The sequence below is a fragment of the Caballeronia jiangsuensis genome (assembly GCF_046030135.1).
Lineage (GTDB): Bacteria > Pseudomonadota > Gammaproteobacteria > Burkholderiales > Burkholderiaceae > Caballeronia > Caballeronia jiangsuensis.
Window position 1 is genome coordinate 40,166 of sequence record NZ_JAQQDB010000037.1, and the last position, 20,828, is coordinate 60,993.

Annotated in this window: 17 protein-coding genes and 1 pseudogene; 15 read left to right on the forward strand and 3 right to left on the reverse strand. The window is 60.5% G+C overall.

Annotated elements, in window-relative coordinates; translation table 11 throughout:
- The first annotated feature begins 9 nt into the window (after positions 1–9).
- From PQR08_RS29855 to PQR08_RS29875, 5 genes and pseudogenes are all read left to right on the forward strand, one after another.
- Positions 10–1,884: a hypothetical protein gene (locus tag PQR08_RS29855; protein ID WP_408163314.1), complete on the forward strand. Its 1,875-nt coding sequence runs from the start codon at positions 10–12 to the stop codon at positions 1,882–1,884.
- Positions 1,885–1,943: 59 nt separating this feature from the next.
- Positions 1,944–3,806 (forward strand): site-specific integrase, encoded by a 1,863-nt coding sequence (locus tag PQR08_RS29860; protein ID WP_408163316.1) that lies wholly within the window; start codon positions 1,944–1,946, stop codon positions 3,804–3,806.
- Positions 3,793–4,341, forward strand: a complete 549-nt coding sequence (locus PQR08_RS29865) for a hypothetical protein (protein WP_408163318.1) — start codon at positions 3,793–3,795, stop codon at positions 4,339–4,341. Before PQR08_RS29860 ends, PQR08_RS29865 begins: the two co-directional genes overlap by 14 nt.
- A 93-nt stretch (positions 4,342–4,434) precedes the next feature.
- On the forward strand, positions 4,435–4,896 hold the full coding sequence (gene dut, locus PQR08_RS29870; protein WP_408163320.1) for a dUTP diphosphatase: 462 nt from the start codon (positions 4,435–4,437) through the stop codon (positions 4,894–4,896).
- An 87-nt stretch (positions 4,897–4,983) separates the two neighbouring features.
- Positions 4,984–5,220 (forward strand): annotated as a pseudogene (locus tag PQR08_RS29875) (dCTP deaminase/dUTPase family protein); the annotation flags it as partial.
- 69 nt (positions 5,221–5,289) lie between these two features.
- Here PQR08_RS29875 and clpA read toward each other — a convergent pair.
- Positions 5,290–7,593: an ATP-dependent Clp protease ATP-binding subunit ClpA gene (gene clpA, locus PQR08_RS29880; RefSeq protein ID WP_238209925.1), complete on the reverse strand. Its 2,304-nt coding sequence runs from the start codon at positions 7,591–7,593 to the stop codon at positions 5,290–5,292.
- Positions 7,590–7,904, reverse strand: coding sequence for an ATP-dependent Clp protease adapter ClpS (gene clpS, locus PQR08_RS29885; protein ID WP_014190611.1), 315 nt, complete (start codon positions 7,902–7,904; stop codon positions 7,590–7,592). The genes clpA and clpS overlap by 4 nt, the downstream gene beginning before the upstream one ends.
- Positions 7,905–8,423: 519 nt before the next feature.
- Here clpS and PQR08_RS29890 point away from each other — a divergent pair.
- Positions 8,424–8,630, forward strand: a complete 207-nt coding sequence (locus PQR08_RS29890; protein ID WP_035497884.1) for a cold-shock protein — start codon at positions 8,424–8,426, stop codon at positions 8,628–8,630.
- A gap of 158 nt (positions 8,631–8,788) precedes the next feature.
- Here PQR08_RS29890 and icd read toward each other — a convergent pair whose 3' ends face one another.
- Positions 8,789–10,045, reverse strand: a complete 1,257-nt coding sequence (gene icd / locus PQR08_RS29895) for an NADP-dependent isocitrate dehydrogenase (protein ID WP_408163322.1) — start codon at positions 10,043–10,045, stop codon at positions 8,789–8,791.
- 205 nt (positions 10,046–10,250) lie between these two features.
- On the opposite strand from icd, the gene PQR08_RS29900 reads away from it, so the two are divergent.
- The 9 genes from PQR08_RS29900 (at position 10,251) to PQR08_RS29940 (ending at position 20,779) form a co-directional block, all read left to right on the forward strand.
- Positions 10,251–10,826 carry a pseudouridine synthase gene (locus PQR08_RS29900; protein WP_238209923.1) on the forward strand — a complete coding sequence of 192 codons (576 nt, stop codon included), beginning with the start codon at positions 10,251–10,253 and terminating at the stop codon, positions 10,824–10,826.
- A 384-nt stretch (positions 10,827–11,210) separates the two neighbouring features.
- Entirely contained in the window at positions 11,211–11,417 is a 207-nt protein-coding gene (locus tag PQR08_RS29905; RefSeq protein ID WP_075583803.1) for a hypothetical protein, read from the forward strand.
- Between the two features lie 252 nt (positions 11,418–11,669).
- Positions 11,670–12,134: a DUF192 domain-containing protein gene (locus PQR08_RS29910; RefSeq protein ID WP_408163349.1), complete on the forward strand. Its 465-nt coding sequence runs from the start codon at positions 11,670–11,672 to the stop codon at positions 12,132–12,134.
- Positions 12,135–12,347: 213 nt separating this feature from the next.
- Positions 12,348–14,453: an elongation factor G gene (gene fusA, locus PQR08_RS29915; protein ID WP_371880113.1), complete on the forward strand. Its 2,106-nt coding sequence runs from the start codon at positions 12,348–12,350 to the stop codon at positions 14,451–14,453.
- Between the two features lie 90 nt (positions 14,454–14,543).
- A complete protein-coding gene (locus PQR08_RS29920; RefSeq protein ID WP_187607346.1) occupies positions 14,544–15,026 on the forward strand; it encodes a cupin domain-containing protein in 483 nt (160 codons plus the stop codon).
- Between the two features lie 145 nt (positions 15,027–15,171).
- Complete coding sequence (locus tag PQR08_RS29925) at positions 15,172–16,833, forward strand: ABC transporter substrate-binding protein (protein WP_408163324.1); 1,662 nt, start codon at positions 15,172–15,174, stop codon at positions 16,831–16,833.
- A complete protein-coding gene (locus PQR08_RS29930; RefSeq protein WP_035497877.1) occupies positions 16,834–17,853 on the forward strand; it encodes an ABC transporter permease in 1,020 nt (339 codons plus the stop codon). It abuts the gene before it with no gap.
- On the forward strand, positions 17,850–18,713 hold the full coding sequence (locus PQR08_RS29935; protein ID WP_408163326.1) for an ABC transporter permease: 864 nt from the start codon (positions 17,850–17,852) through the stop codon (positions 18,711–18,713). Before PQR08_RS29930 ends, PQR08_RS29935 begins: the two co-directional genes overlap by 4 nt.
- On the forward strand, positions 18,710–20,779 hold the full coding sequence (locus PQR08_RS29940) for an ABC transporter ATP-binding protein (protein WP_408163328.1): 2,070 nt from the start codon (positions 18,710–18,712) through the stop codon (positions 20,777–20,779). The genes PQR08_RS29935 and PQR08_RS29940 overlap by 4 nt, the downstream gene beginning before the upstream one ends.
- Positions 20,780–20,828: the final 49 nt, after the last annotated feature.

Here is a 20,828-nt window from a genome sequence, read left to right on the forward strand (position 1 = left end):
TGACGATTTATGAAAATACGACAATCGAAATTCACGAATCTCCCGCCTGTTGTAACCAATGTTATTACGCTGGGAAGCTTGGTCTTCAATCACCCCAAATTGCAAGGGCCAGGAGCCGTTCTTGATTTAACGAAATTCGAGCATCCTGCTTTTGCTCGTGATTTGGTGGCATCCCTGTACAAGCGAGTTGATGTAGCAAAGATTAAATCCAAAGGGAGTCTCGGTGCGTATTTCGCTTGCGTTCGCGACACATTGGAATACGTTGATTCGGAGAAACTTCCGAAGTCTTTTCGAATGATAGATATAGATGCCGAGTTTCTTCGGCACTTCAAAATATATCTCTTCGATAGTACGTTGCATCGTAAATCAGAACGCCGTCGTCGCCGATATGGTGACCTTACGCGGCTCCTTGAAGCCGGTAAGAAGTTGGGGCTGTGGAGAAGCGATTTTACTCCCCCGCGAAACTTCGCCTGTGTCGACGACGGCGACAAGACACAGCCGTACATGGCTTCTGAGTTGATTGACATCGAGAAGCTCTGTCGGGAACAGATTAGCGCACTTTGCTCGCGAATCGAACGCGGAGAAGAGTTGCTGGCACAAGGCGTAGACCCCCGAGGACGTCTAATGCCTCGCACGTATGTGAACGGTCGGCAGGCTCCCGTTCACGTCAATCTACGGCCATGGAACCAGTTACCCAACCTGCTCTGGTACGTCAAAAACGTGCTTGGCGGTCGCTATCTAACGCACAAAGAGCTGGACAACGGCCATAGCTCGTTCAAACAAGCGGGAAACGGAGGTCCGAATGGTGAAAAGATATATACCAAGGATGTTATCTATGGCCATTTTTATCCACTGAACGTGGACATGCTTCCTTTTTTGAATCTTCTGGAAAAAAAGCTTGGCATCAACGAATCGTCTCTCGTTGGGTTGAAACGAAATTGTCTCGTGCCGGTCAAGAGTGATAGCTATCGACTTGACTATGAGAAAGGGCGCAGTAAGAAAAAGCAGCTTGAGCTCACCCTTAACGACGACGGTCCGAATTCCGCTGTGGCAATCATTAAAGCGCTCCTGCGCTTGACCGAACCGCTTGTGGAGTTTGCCAACCCATCAGACAAGAATCAGCTCTTTCTCTGTCTCACACCCGGCCCGAATAGGACGAATCCGGTAAAGCCTATAGATGCCTGCTACGCCAAATCGATGATGAATCGCCCCGGCGGGTGGAGTGAGCGACATGAACTCAAAGACCAACACGGCAAAAAGCTCAGAATGAGTGCCCGGTCTTTGCGCGTATCGAAGCTCAGCGCCAACTATCGGAAAGATGGGAACTATAAAAAAACGATGAGGCAAGCAGCCCACACTCTTGCCGACACGACAGTAAACCACTACTTGGATAACGATAGCACCAAAATCCTCCACGATTTGGCTGTCACCGACGGAATCAATGCGCTCAGAGCGCTCAGCCGACCAAAAGTGCTTCCGACGGACAAGGTCGAGGCGGCCGCGAAGGTTTTGGACTTACCCAAGACCAAAGCCCGCCAGATTCTCAACGGCAAGCAGGACGTCTTCATCGCCGCTTGCCGCGACTTCCTGAACAAACCAGGGGGCGAGCCTGACACGCCTTGCGATGAACCGTGGGGCTGCTTAGTTTGCGGTAACGCGGTCGTGACACGTCACATTCTGCCGAGGTTGATTGCTTTTCGAGACTTCCTCATTGGAGAGCAGCAGAAAGATGCCGAGGCGTTCATCGCTAAGTTCGGCGACGCCTTGGACATTATTTGCCGCGAGATTCTGCCGGTCTTCCAGGCTTCAGTGATTAAAGAAGCCGAGCGCTATGCGGCCAATGGTGATTTTTATGTTCCCATTCATTTCAAGTCGATGCAATGAATATAAGGTTTGCTAGACGTGTAAAGCTGGATACGGGGCCGCTTTCATTGGCGCCGAGCATGATTTACGCCGCCAACACTAAAGTATCGAGCACGTCCGTGTTTCAGGATGCCGAATGGCGCACCGCAGAGTATCGCGACCTTCCTGGACTCGGGCCGAAGCACGATTCGTGGGATTTCTCCCTCATACCAGGGTTCCCGTCCGGATTTGCGCTGGCTGGCGCTGAGCTGGCGTACTCGATGTTGAAGGACCCGGTGGACTCCCACAGACATCTCGAGTGGTTGAGCGTCGTTCAGGAGCTCTACTCGCTCAACGATTTCGCCGACTTCGCGGCGTCTATGGGTTGCTTTAGCTTCTCAGATGTCACCAATGAGCTCCTTGAGCAGTATGTAAATGTCCTGATGCATGGCAGCGACGACCGCGAAACTAAATCGGACGAGCGGAGCAGGAAGCTTATTACATTCCTCTACAAGGTCTGGGACTTCTCGCCTCGTCTCTCCGAGCCGCTTCGAGAAATGCCTTTTGGCGTTGAAAAAGAAGAGATGGTGTCGCGCATTCCGAAAGAAGGGGATTCGAATGTCAATAGGACACCACCAATTCCCGATGAAATCATGGGACCGTTGATGGATGCAAGTCTGGCCTATGTCCTTGAGCATAGCAGTACCATAATAGGTGTGTGGCAAGAGCTTCAGGCTGAATGGGATACGGATATTGCGGACGCCAAGCTCACTGACAGTGGTAAGGAGAAGCGCCTCAGGAAAAAAATGACTAAGATTTTGGCGAAATATCCTTCGGTATGGAGGAAAGAAGAGTGGACTGGTAGACGAGAACTATACGTTGAACTACATCGTCTTCGGGTCGCTTGCATTTTGGTTATCCTCGCCTACTCTGGCGTTCGCGCCTCTGAGCTATTTTCAATCGAGGAAGATTGTTGCGTTGTTGACGAAGCTGCAGACGGGAGAAGACTCGTTTACTTGAATACGGTTTTGCGGAAGCATCGGCGGCGCGGCTCCAAAGATACTTGGGTCATCATTGACGATGTCGTAGTCGCAATTGACATCCTGCAACAACTGACCAAACATGCCCGCAAGGCACTTGGAACAAAGCGGTTGCTTTTGGGCGGCACTGACAACCATTTCTTTGCGGTTCAATTGACGGGTGACGATGCCCGAGCGACTGAGCTTACTTCAAGCACGGTATTGCAGAGCATCGAGCAGTACCGCCGGCACATTAACGAGAAGACCAAATTCGCCTCTATCCCAAACTGGACCGATGAGGACGGAATTGAGAAGCCGTGGCTTTTCAACACGAGACAGTTTCGCCGAACACTCGCGCGTTTTATAGCTCGACAGAAATACGGAATCATCGCCGGAATGCGCCAATACAAGCACGCGCAGGTTGCGATTTTCGAAGGCTATGGAAGCGTCGATACCGAGTTTTTGAATATGGTCCGCGACGAGGGGGGCCTCGGCTATTTTGATTTCATGGATGAGTTCGCAATCTCATTGTCGTCCGGAGCCGTCGCAGGAAAGGCTGCATCAGAAATCAAGCGCGCCTTTGAAGCCGAGTTTAAAGGTAGAGCGGAAGATTATCCTCCTTCGACCATTGCCAAGTGGCTTGCGAGCACAGATAAAACACTCTATATCGCAACCCTGAACCTTTGTTACTTCGAGCCCAAGGCTGCCCGCTGCCTCAAAAATTCACAGGTAAAAGACGCGCCGATTCTGAATAGGTGCGAACCAGGTAACTGCGATAACGCTTGCGTTACTAAAAAGCATCTCCCATTGTGGACGGCGCAACTGGCACAGGTGAAAGATGCAATCCGACACCCGAAGACATCAGTGATTACAAAGCAACTGTTGTCTAAGGAAGCCGACAAAATCGAGAAAATCGTCAAGGAGGCAGGCGGTGAGGCAATCTAACTATGACGCCATCGATTGCGCTCTCGACCGCCACAAGAGCGGCATGACAAGACACAGCGATGGGAAAGTTACCGTAGTGAACGTGGCCAAAGAGGCACGTGTTGGTCGCGCCACGGTTTATCGATGCTTCGCCGAACACACGGATTTGAAGACCAAGTACGACGACTTGTGCACGTACGGGTCAAGCAAGGCAGCCGAGCCGCCACAAACCCCTCACGAGGCGTTCCTCCAGGCGAGAGACGAAATCAAACGTCTTCGTCAAGAGCTGAAAGACGTAAGGCGGCAGGTCGAAGAGCAACGGACGCTGAGCGCTAACATGATTTTTGTGCTGAAGCGGAAGATTGATGTAGTGGAGACGGAGAACAAGAATCTGCGCGATAGGCAATCTCAGTCCACCGTCATCCAGATGCCACTATCACGCCAACCCGACAGCGATTCCGAAGACGTTCTGAAAATAGAGCTCCGTGTGACGGGCTGCTCGTTTTCACGCTATACGAGGCACAAGCAACCACAGCTGTTGCCTGCAGGAGGATAGCCATCGCGAAGTTGGTAAAATTCCGCCTCACGAGGGCTCGGCACGCTAGCTCCCCTCACCTTCGTCAAGTGCTCTGTCCCCTCAGGTAGATACATGCATCGAAAAATTGAAGCGCGCATCGTCAACAAACTGCTTGGCCACAAAATCCCCGTTCCGTCGTATGCGACCGACGGTTCAGCGGCAATGGACCTCCGCGCTTGCATCGAGGGCCCACTGACCATCAAGGCTGGCGGAAAGGAACTTATAACGACTGGGCTGGCCATCAACATGATGGACCCCGGACTCGTCGCAATCGTCGCCTCTCGGTCCGGTCTATCGCTGAAGCATCACGTCCACGTCGCGCAAGGGATAGGCGTGATAGACGCCGACTATCACGGAGAGATTGGCGTTATCCTCGCGAACGCTGGAACCGAGGACTACACGGTGCAGCCTGGTGACCGAATCGCTCAGCTGATGTTCCAGCCTGTGGTTCAGGTGGGGCTCAGCTTTGTTGACACGTTCTCGACCGAGACGGAACGTGGAACGGGCGGATTCGGAAGCACCGGCAAGGCGTAACCCACGGCCGGGTGGGCGCCTCAGGGGTGAAAAGTGAGACACTTTCTGAGGTAGCCCGGCCGGAGAGCCCGACTGTGTCGGGGTCCCAGCGGATTGAGACACTCTAGGGTGCGCATAGCCATCGGGCTGATCGATTCGGATTATCAAGGCCAACTGATGGTCTCGACATGGAATCGCGGCGATACCGCGTTCACGCTCAACCCGATGGAACGCCTCGCGCAGATGGTGATCGTGCCTGTCGTGCAGGCGGCGTTCAATATCGTCGATGACTTCGAGGCGAGCGAGCGCGGCGCCGGCGGTTTCGGCAGCACCGGCAAGCACTGAGCTTTCTCGGCACGAAAAAAAACGGCGCGGTCGAAACCGCGCCGTTTTCACTTCCAAAGACCCCAACGATTAATCCACTTCGATTGCTTCCGGATTCGGATTGCGCGGCGGCGTCGAGTTCTCGTCGAACGTGAGCAGCACCTTGTCGTCCGCATCGACATCCACCGTCACGCGGCCGCCGTTGAGCAGCTTGCCGAACAGCAGCTCGTCGGCCAGTGCACGACGGATCGTGTCCTGAATCAGACGCTGCATCGGGCGCGCGCCCATCAGCGGATCGAAACCGTGCTTCGCAAGATGCTTGCGCAACGCATCGGTGAAGACTGCATCGACCTTCTTCTCGTGCAACTGATCTTCCAGTTGCATGAGGAACTTGTCGACCACACGCAGGATGATTTCCTCGTCCAGCGAGCGGAAGCTGATGATCGAGTCCAGACGGTTACGGAACTCCGGCGTGAACATGCGCTTGATGTCGGCCATTTCGTCGCCCGACTCGCGGCGCGACGTGAAACCGATCACCGACTTGCCCATCGTTTCGGCGCCCGCATTCGTCGTCATGATGATAATGACGTTGCGGAAGTCCGCCTTGCGGCCGTTGTTGTCCGTCAGCGTGCCGTGGTCCATCACCTGCAGCAGCACGTTGTAGATGTCCGGATGCGCCTTCTCGATTTCGTCGAGCAGCAGCACGCAATGCGGCTTCTTCGTGACGGCTTCAGTCAACAGACCGCCCTGGTCGAAACCGACATAACCCGGCGGCGCGCCGATCAACCGGCTCACCGCATGACGCTCCATGTATTCGGACATGTCGAAGCGCAGCAACTCGATGCCGAGCGTGAACGCCAGTTGCTTCGCGACCTCGGTCTTGCCGACGCCCGTCGGGCCGGAGAACAGGAACGCGCCGATCGGCTTGTCCGTCTTGCCGAGGCCCGCGCGCGCCATCTTGATCGATGCCGACAGCGCATCGATAGCCGGATCCTGACCGAACACGACGGCCTTCAGATCGCGATCGAGCGTCTGAAGCTTGCTGCGGTCGTCCTGCGACACGCTCTGCGGCGGCACGCGCGCGATCTTCGAGATGATCTCTTCGATCTCGCTCTTGCCGATGGTCTTCTTCTGCTTCGACTTCGGCAGGATGCGTTGCGCGGCGCCCGCTTCGTCGATCACGTCGATGGCCTTGTCCGGCAAATGACGATCCGTGATGAAGCGCGCCGACAATTCAGCCGCCGCCGACAGCGCACCCGACGAATACTTCACGCCGTGATGCTCCTCGAAGCGCGTCTTGAGGCCGCGCAGGATCGCGACGGTCTGCTCGACGGTCGGCTCCGTGACATCCACTTTCTGGAAACGACGCGACAATGCCGCGTCCTTCTCGAAGATGCCGCGATATTCCGTGAACGTGGTCGCGCCGATGCACTTCAACTGCCCCGACGACAGCGCCGGCTTCAGCAGGTTCGATGCATCCAGCGTGCCGCCCGAAGCCGCGCCCGCCCCGATCAGCGTATGAATTTCGTCGATGAACAGAATAGCGTGCGGACGCTCCTTCAGTTCCTTGAGCACCGTCTTCAGGCGTTGCTCGAAATCGCCGCGATACTTCGTGCCTGCGAGCAGCGCGCCCATGTCGAGCGAGTACACCTGCGCGTCAGCCAGAATGTCCGGCACTTCGCCACGCGTGATTCGCCAGGCGAGGCCTTCGGCGATCGCGGTCTTGCCGACGCCAGCTTCACCGACGAGCAGCGGATTGTTCTTGCGCCGGCGGCACAGCACCTGCACCACGCGCTCGACTTCCAGCTCGCGGCCGATCAGCGGATCGATCTTGCCGTCCTTCGCAAGCTGATTGAGGTTCTGCGTGAACTGCGCGAGCGGCGTTTCCTTCTGCGCGGCAGCGTCTTCCGATTCCGGATTGGCTTCGCTGTTCGTCTTCGCGGCGTCGCCCGTGTTCGTCTTGGCGATTCCGTGCGAAATGAAATTCACGACATCCAGACGCGTCACGCCCTGCTGCTGCAGGTAGTACACCGCGTGCGAGTCCTTCTCGCCGAAGATCGCCACCAGCACGTTCGCGCCGGTCACTTCCTTCTTGCCGTTCGAGGTCGATTGCACGTGCATGATCGCGCGCTGGATCACGCGCTGGAAACCAAGCGTCGGCTGAGTATCGACGTCGTCCGTGCCCGGCACGGTCGGCGTGTTGTCATGAATGAAATTGCGCAGGTTCTGACGCAAATCTTCAATGTTGGCTGCGCAGGCGCGCAACACTTCAGCCGCGGTCGGATTGTCCAACAGGGCGAGCAAGAGATGCTCGACCGTTATGAACTCGTGCCGCGCCTGACGTGCTTCCATAAACGCCATGTGCAGACTGACTTCCAGTTCCTGGGCAATCATGCTTCCTCCATCACGCACTGCAGCGGATGTCCCGCTTGCCTTGCATGGCTAACGACTTGCTCAACTTTGGTCGACGCGATATCCCGCGTGTAGACCCCACAAACTCCCCTGCCTTCGCGATGAACCTTCAGCATGATCTGCGTCGCAGTCTCACGATCTTTATTAAAGTATTCCTGCACGACCATCACGACGAATTCCATCGGCGTGAAGTCATCATTCAGCAGCACCACCTTGTACATAGCCGGCTTCTTGAGCTTCTGCTCCTGCCGCTCCAGTACAGTGCCATCCTGCTTGTTGGGATTGATCGCCATACACCCATTCTAAACAACACGGACGTCCCCGCAATCACCGCTCCAGCACCAACCGCCCGGTCGGAATGAAACGCTGAAAACTGCAATTGCGCAGCTACCGTCCATCGAATCCTGCCGCTGCCCAACGCTTCGGCGCGGCCCGCTTGCACCTCGTCAAAACGAGTATCGCACAGCTTCAAAAAAAACAAACCGAGCACCAGGCGCCGCGGGCCGCCAGGTAACACACAAGTGAGTCGATTATGCGACTTTTCAAGATGGCGTGCTTGGACGGCAGCGCACACGCAAAGCAGGAATTACCCTACGAATGCGCTCTTTGCAACGAGCTTAACGGCCATCCCAAAAATTCCTTGACACCCGATTTAAGAGATTTAACAATCAAACTGGCACTTTTTTCCGGGGGCCAACCACGGACGAAAAAAGAGGCCGAGGTGAGCTTGTGAGGAGGGGGCGGTTCACATTGTGGGGTGGCCGCATTTCGAGCGTGCTCTGGGTGCGACAAGAGTTAGAGGGGAAGTACGAATGTCTACTGGTACGGTCAAGTGGTTCAACGACGCGAAAGGCTACGGATTCATCACGCCCGATGAAGGCGGCGAGGATCTGTTCGCACATTTCTCGGCGATTCAAATGAACGGTTTCAAGACTCTCAAAGAAGGCCAGAAGGTCAGCTTCGAGATCGTCCAGGGACCTAAGGGCAAACAAGCTTCGAACATCCAGGAATCGGCCTGACCGTTCGATCGGACTTTGCCTCGTGAAACCCGGCCCTGGCGCCGGGTTTTTTTGCGCCCCGCGCTTTCTCGCATATGAGGCACGGGCGCAATTTAAAAACCCCGAAAGGCGTAGGCCTTCCGGGGTTTTTATTTAACACATCGAACCGAGGTGAGTCCTCACATATTCTCGATCATCACCTGTCCGAAGCCCGAACACGATACCTGCGTCGCGCCTTCCATCAGGCGTGCGAAGTCGTAGGTGACGCGTTTCGAGAGAATCGACTGCTCCATCGACGCGATGATGCGATCCGCCGCCTCGACCCAGCCCAGATGCCGCAGCATCATTTCGGCCGAGAGGATTTCCGAGCCCGGATTCACGTAGTCCTTGCCCGCGTACTTCGGCGCCGTGCCGTGCGTCGCTTCGAACATCGCGACGGAATCCGACATGTTCGCGCCCGGCGCGATGCCGATGCCGCCCACCTGCGCCGCCAGCGCGTCCGAGATGTAGTCGCCGTTCAGGTTGAGCGTCGCGATCACGTCGTATTCGGCCGGGCGCAAGAGGATTTGCTGCAGGAACGCGTCGGCGATCACGTCTTTCACGACGATGTCGTTGCCGGACTTCGGGTTCTTCACCTTCATCCACGGACCACCGTCGATCAGCTCCGCGTTGAATTCCTTCTGCGCGAGCGCGTAACCGTAGTCGCGGAACGCGCCTTCGGTGAACTTCATGATGTTGCCCTTGTGCACGAGCGTCACGGAGCGGCGGTCGTGGTCGATCGCGTATTGAATCGCCTTGCGCACGAGCCGTTCCGTGCCCTCGCGCGACACAGGCTTGATGCCGAGCCCCGACGAATCCGGGAAACGGATCTTCGTCACGCCCATTTCCTCGCGCAGGAACTTGATGACCTTCTTCGCCTCCGCCGATTCCGCCGGCCATTCGACGCCCGCATAGATGTCTTCGGAGTTCTCACGGAAGATGACCATGTCGATCTTTTCGGGCTCGCGCACCGGCGACGGCACGCCCTTGAAGTAGCGCACCGGCCGCAGGCACACATACAGGTCGAGCTGTTGACGAAGCGCCACGTTCAGCGACCGGATGCCGCCGCCGACAGGCGTCGTGAGCGGCCCCTTGATCGACACGACGTGGTCCTTCACCGCGTCGAGCGATTCGTCCGGCAGCCACACGTCCGGGCCGTAGACGCGCGTCGCCTTTTCGCCCGCGAAGATTTCCATCCATTGAATCTTGCGCTTGCCGCCGTAGGCCTTTTCCACCGCCGCATCGACGACCTTGATCATCACCGGCGTGATGTCGACGCCCGTGCCGTCGCCCTCGATGTACGGGATGATCGGCTGATCCGAAACGTTGAGCGAGAAATCCGGGTTGACGGTGATCTTGTCACCGTCCGCCGGAACCTTGATGTGCTGATACGGCATGGTCGACTCCAAATAAGGCCGGACTTGAATGGGAGCAAACAAACTGGATAGAGAGCGATGCGATGCAGCATGCGGGGGCGACGACGCACAGCCCCGATGTTGGTCACGACATCATTCTAACCATGCTGGCCTGCCCCGGCGCGCCCGAGGCGGCCATGCGCATGCATTAAGATGCCGCATCCGATCACGCCGCGCGCCGCCTCGCATGTCACTCATCGCCCTCAACAAGCCGTTCGGCACCATCTGCCAGTTCTCCGCGCACGAAACGCGCGCGTCGCTCGGCGACTGGGTGAAGACGCCGGGCGTGTATCCCGCGGGCAGGCTCGACGCGGACAGCGAAGGCCTGCTCCTGCTCACCGATGACGGCGCGTTGCAGGCGCGCATCGCGGAGCCGCGTCACAAGCTCGTGAAGCGCTACTGGGCGCAAGTCGAAGGCGCGCCCGACGAAGCCACGCTCGCGCGTCTCGCGAAAGGCGTCGATCTCGGCGACTATGTGACGCGCCCCTGCCGCACCGCGTTCGTCGATGAACGCGACACCGGCGCGCTTTGGCCGCGCACGCCGCCGATCCGCTATCGCGCCGCCATCCCGACGACGTGGATCGAACTCGCCATCACCGAAGGCAAGAACCGGCAGGTCCGACGCATGACCGCGGCCGTCGGCTTTCCGACCTTGCGGCTCGTGCGTGTCGCGATCGGCGCACTCGATATCTTCACGCTCGACATCGCGCCGGGCGAGACCGTTGAGGTTCCGCCGGGCGCGCCGTGGCAACGCCTTCGTTGAATCGCATTCAACTATCCCGAAAATAAGCGACATTGCCCGCTTCATTGCGATGTGCTTAAAGGCAATGTCATGAAGATCGAGTAGCGCGTGTCGCGAATCGAATATTTTTTTGGTCTGCTGCGCAATTCTCTGTAAATCGCGTCAACCGGCTCCTCGCGCGATGCGTTAAGGGCGTCAGATGCCGCGTAAAGCTATCCGGCATGAGCGAAAAACTGATTACAACAACCTGTGTGCTCCAGGGAGTTTGAAAGGTTCAAGCGTTCACAGTCGTATCGCGATTAATTTATCGAAGCGACTGTCAACCGAAAGGTAGGTGGCTCGTTTACCGACATGACTCAATGACCGGGTCGTTTGGTTAATTAACTCAAGCTGAGGATTCACAAGATGAACAAACTGATCGCTGCTCTCGTCGCTGGCCTGTTCGCAACTGCCGCTTTCGCACAAGAAGCTTCGGCTCCGGCCGCTGCTGCTCCGGCAGCTGCTTCGTCGGCTCACAAGTCGACGGCGCACAAGAAGTCGCACAAGTCGTCGCACAAGTCGCACAAGAAGGCAGCCGCTTCGGCTCCGGAAGCCGCTTCGGCAGCTCAGTAAGTTCGTTGTAAACGGCGGTATAGCGAAGTCAAGAACGAGCATTACCGCCGTTTTTACGGCGTTGAAGGGCAGATGGCCGCAAGGCGTCTGCCCTTTTGTTTTGTCCTTGCGCATCGAGTAACATGCGCGGGGCCGCCGGCTTTCCGGCACAACGTTTGTCTTGAGAGGAGCATCGTCGTGAATCTGTTGTTGCGTGCCTTGGTGTCACCATTCAGTTCGACGGCTTCGGCCCGGCGCTCGCGCATCGCCGCCATGATTCGCGCATGTGTGATCGCGTTGTTGCTGCCACTCGCAGCCGCGCCGCTCGCGCAAGCCCAGACGATGCCGCCCGGCGCCAAGCAACCATCCGATTTCCCGCGCGCGAAGCTCACCGCGGGCATGTACGTGATCGATGCCGCCGTCGCCGCGAACGATGCCGATCGCGAGCAAGGCCTCATGTATCGCACGAAGCTCGCGCCGAACGAAGGCATGCTCTTCGTGTTCAACGAAAACGCCGTGCATTGCTTCTGGATGAAGAACACGCTGATCCCGTTGTCGATCGCGTTCATTCGCGCGGACGGCACGATCACCGACATCGACGAAATGCAGGCCGAAACAGAGAACAATCACTGCCCGCGCAACAACGGCGTGTACGCGCTCGAAATGTCCAAGGGCTGGTTCGCCGCGAAGGGCATCAAGCCCGGCATGCAGCTCAAGGGCTTGCCGCGCGCGCAGTAAAGCCTTTTCGCCCGATCGGCAAACCGGCGTCGTCGCAAGGCACGCCGGTTTTTTTCGTCCGAAAAGTCCCTTCCTCCGGGCTGGCAGGATTCCTGCAAAGAGCTTGCCGACGCGCTATCCTAAAAAGATTCAGCGCGACGCATCTCACCACTTCAGGTCGCGCCGATGGCCGCCGCATGGCGGCCAGGGTCGACACATCCACAGGAGGTTCACGTGCCCCGCAAGACTCCCATCGAGCGCTATCGGAATATAGGAATCAGCGCTCACATCGATGCCGGCAAGACGACGACTACCGAGCGCATCCTTTTCTACACCGGCGTGACGCACAAGATCGGCGAGGTTCACGACGGCGCGGCCACGATGGACTGGATGGAGCAGGAGCAGGAACGCGGCATCACGATCACCTCCGCGGCGACGACGGCCTTCTGGAAAGGCATGGCGGGCAACTATCCGGAACACCGGATCAACATCATCGACACGCCGGGACACGTCGATTTCACGATCGAGGTCGAGCGCTCGATGCGCGTGCTCGACGGCGCGTGCATGGTCTACGACTCGGTCGGCGGCGTGCAGCCGCAGTCGGAAACCGTGTGGCGTCAGGCGAACAAGTACAAGGTGCCGCGTATCGCGTTCGTCAACAAGATGGACCGCGTCGGCGCGGACTTCTTTCGCGTGCAGCGGCAGATCGCCGAGCGCCTCAAGGGCGTCGCGGTGCCGATCCAGATTCCGATCGGCGCGGAAGAGCATTTTCAGGGCGTCGTCGATCTGGTGAAGATGAAGGCGATCGTCTGGGACGACGACAGCCAGGGCATCAAGTTCAACTACGAGGAGATTCCCGACAATCTCAAGGAGCTTGCGCACGAGTGGCGCGAGAAGATGGTCGAGGCCGCCGCCGAATCGAGCGAGGAGTTGCTCGAAAAATATCTCGAAGATCACGAGAGCCTGACGGAAGATGAGATCAAGGCGGCGCTGCGCAAGCGCACGATCGCCAACGAGATCGTGCCGATGCTGTGCGGCAGCGCGTTCAAGAACAAGGGCGTGCAGGCGATGCTCGATGCGGTGATCGACTATCTGCCCTCGCCCGTCGATGTGCCTGCGATTCTCGGCCACACGGAAGACGACAAGGAAGCGGAACGCCATCCGAGCGATGACGAGCCGTTCTCCGCGCTCGCGTTCAAGATCATGACGGATCCGTTCGTCGGCCAGCTGATCTTCTTCCGCACCTATTCGGGCGTCGTGAATTCGGGCGACACGGTCTACAACCCCGTGAAGGAAAAGAAGGAGCGACTCGGCCGCATCCTGCAGATGCACGCGAACGAGCGCAAGGAAATCAAGGAAGTGCGCGCGGGCGACATCGCGGCAGCGGTCGGTCTCAAGGAAGCGACGACCGGCGACACGCTGTGCGATCCCAATCACGTGATCATCCTCGAACGCATGATCTTCCCGGAGCCGGTGATCTCGCAGGCCGTCGAGCCGAAGACCAAGGCCGACCAGGAGAAGATGGGCATCGCGCTGAATCGGCTTGCGCAGGAAGATCCGTCGTTCCGCGTGGCGAGCGACGAGGAATCCGGCCAGACGATCATCTCCGGCATGGGCGAGTTGCACCTCGAAATTCTCGTCGACCGGATGAAGCGCGAATTCGGCGTCGAGGCGACCGTCGGCAAGCCGCAGGTCGCGTATCGCGAGACGGTGCGCAACAAGGTCGAGGACATCGAAGGCAAGTTCGTCAAGCAGTCGGGCGGGCGCGGCCAGTACGGTCATGCGGTGATCGCGCTGGAGCCGGACCCGGGCAAGGGCTACGAGTTCGTCGACCAGATCAAGGGCGGCGTGATTCCGCGCGAGTTCATCCCGGCCGTGGACAAGGGCATTCAGGAAACGCTCAAGGCGGGCGTGCTCGCGGGCTATCCGGTCGTCGATGTGAAGGTGCGGCTGACGTTCGGCTCGTATCACGACGTCGATTCGAATGAAAACGCGTTCCGCATGGCCGGCTCGATCGCCTTCAAGGAAGCGATGCGCAAGGCGAGGCCCGTGCTGCTCGAACCGATGATGGCCGTCGAAGTCGAGACGCCCGAGGAATTCATGGGCAACGTGATGGGCGATCTGTCCGGCCGGCGCGGGCTCGTGCAGGGCATGGAAGACATCGCGGGCGGCGGCGGCAAGCTCGTGCGCGCGGAAGTGCCGCTCGCCGAGATGTTCGGCTACTCGACCTCGCTGCGTTCGCTGACGCAGGGCCGCGCGACCTACACGATGGAGTTCAAGCACTACGCCGAGACGCCGACGAACGTGTCCGAGGCGATCATCAACTCGAAAGCGAAATAATCGCGATCGAACCGTGTAGTATCGGAAGTCCGTTGCTCGCTCTGTTGGTGGCGGCAACGGACTTTCCTTATCCGCAGACGATAAACCGACATGAGCGACCCACATCAGCATACCGATTGGCGCGAACACGGCGTCAAGGTCATCAAGGGCGATCAGCTCGACACCAACACCCCGCAGACGCCGGGCATGAACCGCGCGGCCGCCATCAACGCGGCGCGCGTCGGCGCGCAGAAGATCTGGGCCGGCACGGTCACGATCCATCCGAATGCGAAGACGGGCGCGCATCATCATGGCGCGCTCGAGAGCGTCATCTATGTCGTGCGCGGTCAGGCGCGCATGCGCTGGGGCGAGCATCTGGAATTCACCGCCGAGGCCGGTCCCGGCGATTTCATCTTCGTGCCGCCCTACGTGCCGCATCAGGAAATCAATGCCAGCACCGACGATCCGCTCGAATGCGTGCTCGTGCGCAGCGACAATGAAGCGGTGGTGGTGAATCTCAACATCGATGCCGTGGAAAAGCCCGAGGAAGTCTATTGGGTCGATCCGATTCACAAGCATCCGCACGATCACTGAAACGGGCGCGAGACGCGCGCGACGCAGACTCGGCGCGCGCCTTGCTACCGGCCAAAGACGCGGCGGCGCTTTTCGGCGCGGCTAACCTGATCGCTCGCGCGGCGCGAAGCCCGGGCGAGCACGACAACTACAACATCCGCACACGATGAAAAAACCTTCGACCGACGCGCATCTCCTCGACCTCGCCCGCCCGCATGCGGGCGAACTGGGCAATCACGCGATCGACGAGTTCCTGGCCGGGCGCCTCACGCGCCGCGAGCTGCTGCGCCATGCGAGCATGCTCGGCGTTGCGCTATCGGCGGGCGGCCTTCTCGGCATGCCGGGGGCGCGCGCGCAAGGGGCGGGCAAGCCCGGCGGCACGATCCGCGTCGCGCATCTGATGCCCGCGGGCGCCGTCGATCCGCTCACCGTCACCGACGCGGCCGGTCTCGCGCTTATCAATCAGACGGGCGAATTCCTGATCGACGACGACAGCGAACATCTGACGCTCAAGCCCGCGCTCGCGCTGTCGTGGTCATCGAATGCGAAGGGCGACGTGTGGACCTTCAGGCTGCGCCCGAACGTGAAGTTCCACGACGGCCAGCCGATGACCGCGAAGGACGTCGTCGCCACGTTCAATCGCCTGTCCGATCCGGGCGCCGGTTCGGCGGCGTTGTCGGTGTTGAAGGGGGTGTTGTCGAAGGATTCGGCGAAGGCCATCGACGATCACACCGTCGAATTCCATCTCGACGCGCCCAATGGCAATTTCCCGTATTACGTTTCCTCGGATACGTATAACGCGGTGATCCTGCCGGCGAATTTCACCGGGCCCTACGAAAAGACGTTCATGGGCACGGGCGCGCTGAAGCTCGAAAAGTACACGCCGAAGGTCGGCGCGTCGTTCGTGCGGAATCCCGACTACTGGGGCGAGAAATCGCTGCCCGATCGCGTGACCTTCTCCTTCTACGCCGATCAGCAGGCGCAACTCCTCGCGATGCAAGGCCGCCAGGCCGACGTGATGGGCGACTTCACCGTGCAGGGCGGCGTTTCGATACTCACGAATCCGCAATTCAAGGTGCTCGGCACGAAGTCGAGCTCGCATCGCCAGATTCACATGCGCTGCGACATGGCGCCGTTCAAGGACAAGCGCGTGCGTCAGGCGCTCGCGCTTTCCATCGATCGCGAAGTCATCGTGAAGGGACTGTTTCGCGGCCGCGCGACCGTCGGCAACGACAGCCCGTTTGCGCCGGTCTTCCCGTCGAGCGATCTCACGGTGCCGCAACGCAAGATCGACATCGCGCAGGCCAAGAAGCTGATGAGCGAAGCCGGCGTCGCCAATGGCTTCGACGTCACGCTCACGACCGAGAAGTACATGGAGATTCCCGATCTCGCGGTCGTCGTGCAGAACGCGGCGAAGGCGATCGGCATTCGCATCCAGTTGAAGGTGGAGAGCCAGGACCTGTATTACGGCTCGGGCGCGTTCGGCAAGTCGGACTGGCTGGATTCGCCGCTCGGCATCACGGACTACGGGCATCGCGGCGTGCCGAACGTGTTCCTCAACGCGCCGCTGACGAGCGCGGGCACCTGGAACGCGGCGCACTTCAAGAATCCCGACTACGACAAGCTCGTCGCGCAGTTCGTCGCGGCGCTCGATGTCGCATCGCAGAAAAAGCTGTCCGGGCAGATCCAGCGCCTGTTGCTCGACGAAACGCCGGTCGTGATCCCCTACTTCTACGACCAGTTGATCGTCACGCGCGCCAACGTCTCGGGCGTGCGCTTCAACGCGATCTCGCAGATGTGGTTCGACCGCGCGACGGTATCGGCGTAAATGAGCACGGTCACGCCGACGGCGCACGTAGCCGACTTCGCCAAAATGAAACGCGTCGTGCGCTTCATCGGCGTGCGGCTGCTGCTCGCGCTCGTCACGCTCTGGCTTCTGTCGATGATCGTCTTCGCGGGCGGCCAGCTTCTGCCTGGCGACGTCGGCCGCGCGATCCTCGGCCCGCTCGCCGATGCGCGCGCCGTCGCGGCGCTCAATCATCAGCTCGGCGTCGATCGGCCGCTGCTCACGCAATATTCGAGCTGGATCAGCCATTTCCTGCGCGGCGACATGGGCGAGTCCTATGCGTTTCGCGCGCCGGTCGCGCCGTTCATCGGCAACGCGCTGTGGAGCTCGGCGAAGCTCGGCGCGCTCGCGTTCGTCGTCGTGGTGCCGCTCGGCATCGCGGGCGGCGTCTACGCGGCGTTGCATGCGGGACGCTGGATCGACAGGCTCATCAGCATCGGCGGACTGACGGCGACGGTCGTGCCGGAATTCGTCTCGTCGATCGTGCTGATCCTGATCTTCGGCGTGTGGCTGCAATGGCTGCCGATCGAAGCGACCGCGCCCGCCGGCGCGGGCTTCTTCACGCAACTGGAGCATCTGATCCTGCCGGTGCTGCCGCTCGTCTTCGTGTTCTTCGGCTATATCGCGCGGATGGCGCGCGCGGGCACGGTCGAAGCGCTCGACGCCGACTACACGCGCACCGCGATCCTCAAGGGCCTGCCGCAGCACGTCGTGATTCTTCGCCACGTGCTGCGCAATGCGCTCCTGCCGACCGTGACCGTCGCCGCGACGCAGCTCGGCTACATGATCGGCGGCCTGGTCGTCGTGGAGACGCTGTTCCACTATCAGGGCATCGGCTCGCTGATCTACACCGCCGCGCGGGGCAAGGACTTTCCGATGCTCGAAGCGGGCGTGCTGAGCATCGGCGTGATCTATACGGCGGCGAATCTGATCGCGGACGCGCTCTATGTCGTGCTCAATCCGCGTCTGCGCACCGCCGATTCGGACGGAGACGCGCGATGAGCACGACCGTCGCGCCTCAGGCCCCCGTCAAGCCGCGCCGCTTCGAAGCGCTCAACGCGCTGATGCGCTCGGCCACGTTCGATATCGGCGTGCTGATCCTGCTCTTCTGGGTCGTGTGCGCGCTCTTCGGCCATTGGCTCGTGCCGCACGATCCCTACGCATCCGATCCGCTCAACTCGCTCGTCGCTCCATCCGGCGATCACTGGTTCGGCACCGATCAGCTCGGCCGCGACGTGTTCGCGCGCGTGATCGTCGGCTCGCGCGACATCCTGACCATCGCGCCGCTCGCGACCTTGCTCGGCACCGCGGCGGGCACGGCGATCGGGCTGGTCGTCGGCTATTTCGACGGCTGGGTCGATGCCGTCATCGGCCGCGTGATCGATGCGATGCTGGCGCTGCCGCTCGTGATCGTCGCGTTGCGCGCGCCCGCCGCCGGCGGCGCTAGAAACACGACAGTCATTCTCGTGATCGGCCTGACGTTCGCGCCGATCACCGCGCGCACCGTGCGCGCTGCCGTCCTGAGCGAGCGCCATCTGGACTATGTGCTGGCGGCGCAACTGCGCGGCGAGAACGCGGTGTACATCATGTTCGCGGAGATTCTGCCGAACGTGCTGCCGCCGATCATCGTCGAAGCGACCGTGCGTCTCGGCTATGCGATCTTCGCCGTCGCGACGCTCTCGTTCCTCGGCTTCGGCATCCAGCCGCCGTCGGCCGACTGGGGCCTCGCGCTGTCCGAAAGCTACACGCTGATGGCGGGCGGCGCGTGGTGGACCGTCGTTTTCGATGCCGCCGCGATCGCGTCGCTGGTCATCGCGGTGAATCTCGTCGCCGACGCCGTGCAAGGAGTGCTCGACCGATGAACGGACCGCCGCCATCGGCTTTTCCCACTTTCGGCGCCGCGAAGGGCGATCACGCGGACGCGCTCACCGTCGTCGGCCTGACGGTCGCTTATCGTTCGCGCGGACGCGAGCGCGAGGTGCTGCAGGACGTCACGTTGCGCGTGAAGCGCGGCGAGGCGTATGGACTCGTCGGCGAATCGGGCTGCGGCAAGTCGACCGCCGCGCTCGCCGTGCTGCGCTACCTGCCGCGCAACGGGCGCGTGAAGGCGGGCCGCATATCGATCGCCGGGCGCGACGTCGCATCGCTCGACGCCGACGCGCTGCGCGGCATGCGCGCCAATGCCGTGTCGATGGTTTATCAGGACCCGGGGCGCGCGCTGAATCCGTCGCTCACGATCGCGCGGCAAGTCTCCGAGGCGTTCGAAGTCACGGGCGCATCCGCCGACGAAGCGCTGTCCCGCACCGCCGAGATGCTCCGGCGCGTGCGCATCGCCTCGCCCGAGCGCGTGATGGAGAGTTATCCGCATCAACTGTCGGGCGGGATGCAGCAGCGCGTGGTCATCGCGATGGCGCTCGCGTGCAATCCCGAGCTCCTGATTCTCGACGAGCCGACCACCGGCCTCGACGCTACCGTCGAAGCCGAAGTGCTCGATCTCATCGCGCAGTTGCGCGCGGAGCTCGGCACGGCCGTGCTCTTCATCAGCCACAACCTCGCGGTGATCGGGCGCATGTGCGATCGCGTCGGCGTGTTGTACGCGGGCAAGCTCGTCGAGGAAGGCACGACCGCCGATGTGTTCGCGCGGCCACGGCATCCGTACACCGTCGGTCTGCTGCGCTGTCTGCCGCGCGAAAGCCGCAGCAAAGAGAGCGGGCGTCTCGACACGATTCCCGGCTCGCTGCCGCTGCCGGGATCGATCGCGCAGGGCTGCATCTTCGCGCCGCGCTGCAAGCTCGCCGACGAGCGCTGTCTCAAGGACGCGCCGCCGCCCTATCGCGTCGCGTCGGCGCACGGCGATCAGATGGCGCGTTGTCACTATCACGAACGCGCGCAGACGCTGCCGCGCTCGACCGAAGAAACGCCGGTGTACGTCGCAAACGGCGCGGATCAGCCGCTCGCGCTTTCCGCGCGCAATCTCTCGAAGACCTTCCGTGTCGGCGATGAAGAAGTGCGCGCCGTGCACGACGTCTCGCTCGATCTGGTGCAAGGCGAAACGCTCGGGCTCGTCGGCGAATCGGGCAGCGGCAAGACGACGCTCGCGAAACTGCTGCTCGGACTCGTATCGCCCGACAAAGGCGCGTCGCTCGAACTCGACGGCGCAGCCCTGGCCGAGCGCGTGACCAAGCGCAGCGACGAGCAGGTGAAGTCGCTGCAGATCGTTTTCCAGAATCCGGATTCCGCGCTGAACCGTGCGCATTCCGTGCGGCAACTGATCGCGCGTTCGCTGTCGAAGCTCGCGGCGCTGCACGGCGAAGCAAAGGAAAAACGCCTGCATACGCTGACGGAAGCCGTGCGCCTGCCGGCGCGCTATCTCGGCTCGCGCACGCGGCAGTTGTCGGGCGGACTGAAGCAGCGCGTCGCGATCGCACGCGCGTTCGCAGGCGATCCGCGCGTCGTGGTCTGCGACGAGCCGACATCCGCGCTCGACGTCTCCGTGCAGGCCGCGATCCTCAATCTGCTCGCGGATTTGCAGCGCGAGCGGCGCGTGAGCTACGTGTTCATCTCGCACGATCTGCATGTCGTGCGCTACCTGTCGGACCGCATCGCGGTGCTGTATCTCGGGCGCATCATGGAGATCGGGCGCGCCGCCGCGGTCTTCGACGGACCGCAGCATCCGTACACCGAAGCATTGCTGTCGTCGGTGCCGTCGATCGACGGAACGCACGCGAAGCGCATCCGGCTGACGGGCGAATTGCCGAGCGCGGCGAATCCGCCTTCGGGCTGCGTGTTCCATACGCGCTGCCCGCGCAAGATCGGCGCGATCTGCGAAACCGAAACGCCGCCGTGCCGCGACGCTTCCGACGGGCACGCGATCCATTGCCACATTCCCATCGACGAATTGCGCACGCTGCAGCGTCAGGAGCGCTGAGTTCGGAGGCGCTGCCGCCATTCATCGGAACCAAAGCGGGTTCGCGCGT

Coding starts and splice junctions, on each gene's coding strand:
- PQR08_RS29855 (WP_408163314.1), top strand. CDS start 10: ATGAAAATACGACAATCGAAATTCACGAATCTCCCGCCTGTTGTAACC.
- PQR08_RS29860 (WP_408163316.1), top strand. CDS start 1,944: ATGATTTACGCCGCCAACACTAAAGTATCGAGCACGTCCGTGTTTCAG.
- dut (WP_408163320.1), top strand. CDS start 4,435: ATGCATCGAAAAATTGAAGCGCGCATCGTCAACAAACTGCTTGGCCAC.
- clpA (WP_238209925.1), bottom strand. CDS start 7,593: ATGATTGCCCAGGAACTGGAAGTCAGTCTGCACATGGCGTTTATGGAA.
- clpS (WP_014190611.1), bottom strand. CDS start 7,904: ATGGCGATCAATCCCAACAAGCAGGATGGCACTGTACTGGAGCGGCAG.
- PQR08_RS29890 (WP_035497884.1), top strand. CDS start 8,424: ATGTCTACTGGTACGGTCAAGTGGTTCAACGACGCGAAAGGCTACGGA.
- icd (WP_408163322.1), bottom strand. CDS start 10,045: ATGCCGTATCAGCACATCAAGGTTCCGGCGGACGGTGACAAGATCACC.
- PQR08_RS29900 (WP_238209923.1), top strand. CDS start 10,251: ATGTCACTCATCGCCCTCAACAAGCCGTTCGGCACCATCTGCCAGTTC.
- PQR08_RS29905 (WP_075583803.1), top strand. CDS start 11,211: ATGAACAAACTGATCGCTGCTCTCGTCGCTGGCCTGTTCGCAACTGCC.
- PQR08_RS29910 (WP_408163349.1), top strand. CDS start 11,670: ATGATTCGCGCATGTGTGATCGCGTTGTTGCTGCCACTCGCAGCCGCG.
- PQR08_RS29920 (WP_187607346.1), top strand. CDS start 14,544: ATGAGCGACCCACATCAGCATACCGATTGGCGCGAACACGGCGTCAAG.
- PQR08_RS29925 (WP_408163324.1), top strand. CDS start 15,172: ATGAAAAAACCTTCGACCGACGCGCATCTCCTCGACCTCGCCCGCCCG.
- PQR08_RS29930 (WP_035497877.1), top strand. CDS start 16,834: ATGAGCACGGTCACGCCGACGGCGCACGTAGCCGACTTCGCCAAAATG.
- PQR08_RS29935 (WP_408163326.1), top strand. CDS start 17,850: ATGAGCACGACCGTCGCGCCTCAGGCCCCCGTCAAGCCGCGCCGCTTC.
- PQR08_RS29940 (WP_408163328.1), top strand. CDS start 18,710: ATGAACGGACCGCCGCCATCGGCTTTTCCCACTTTCGGCGCCGCGAAG.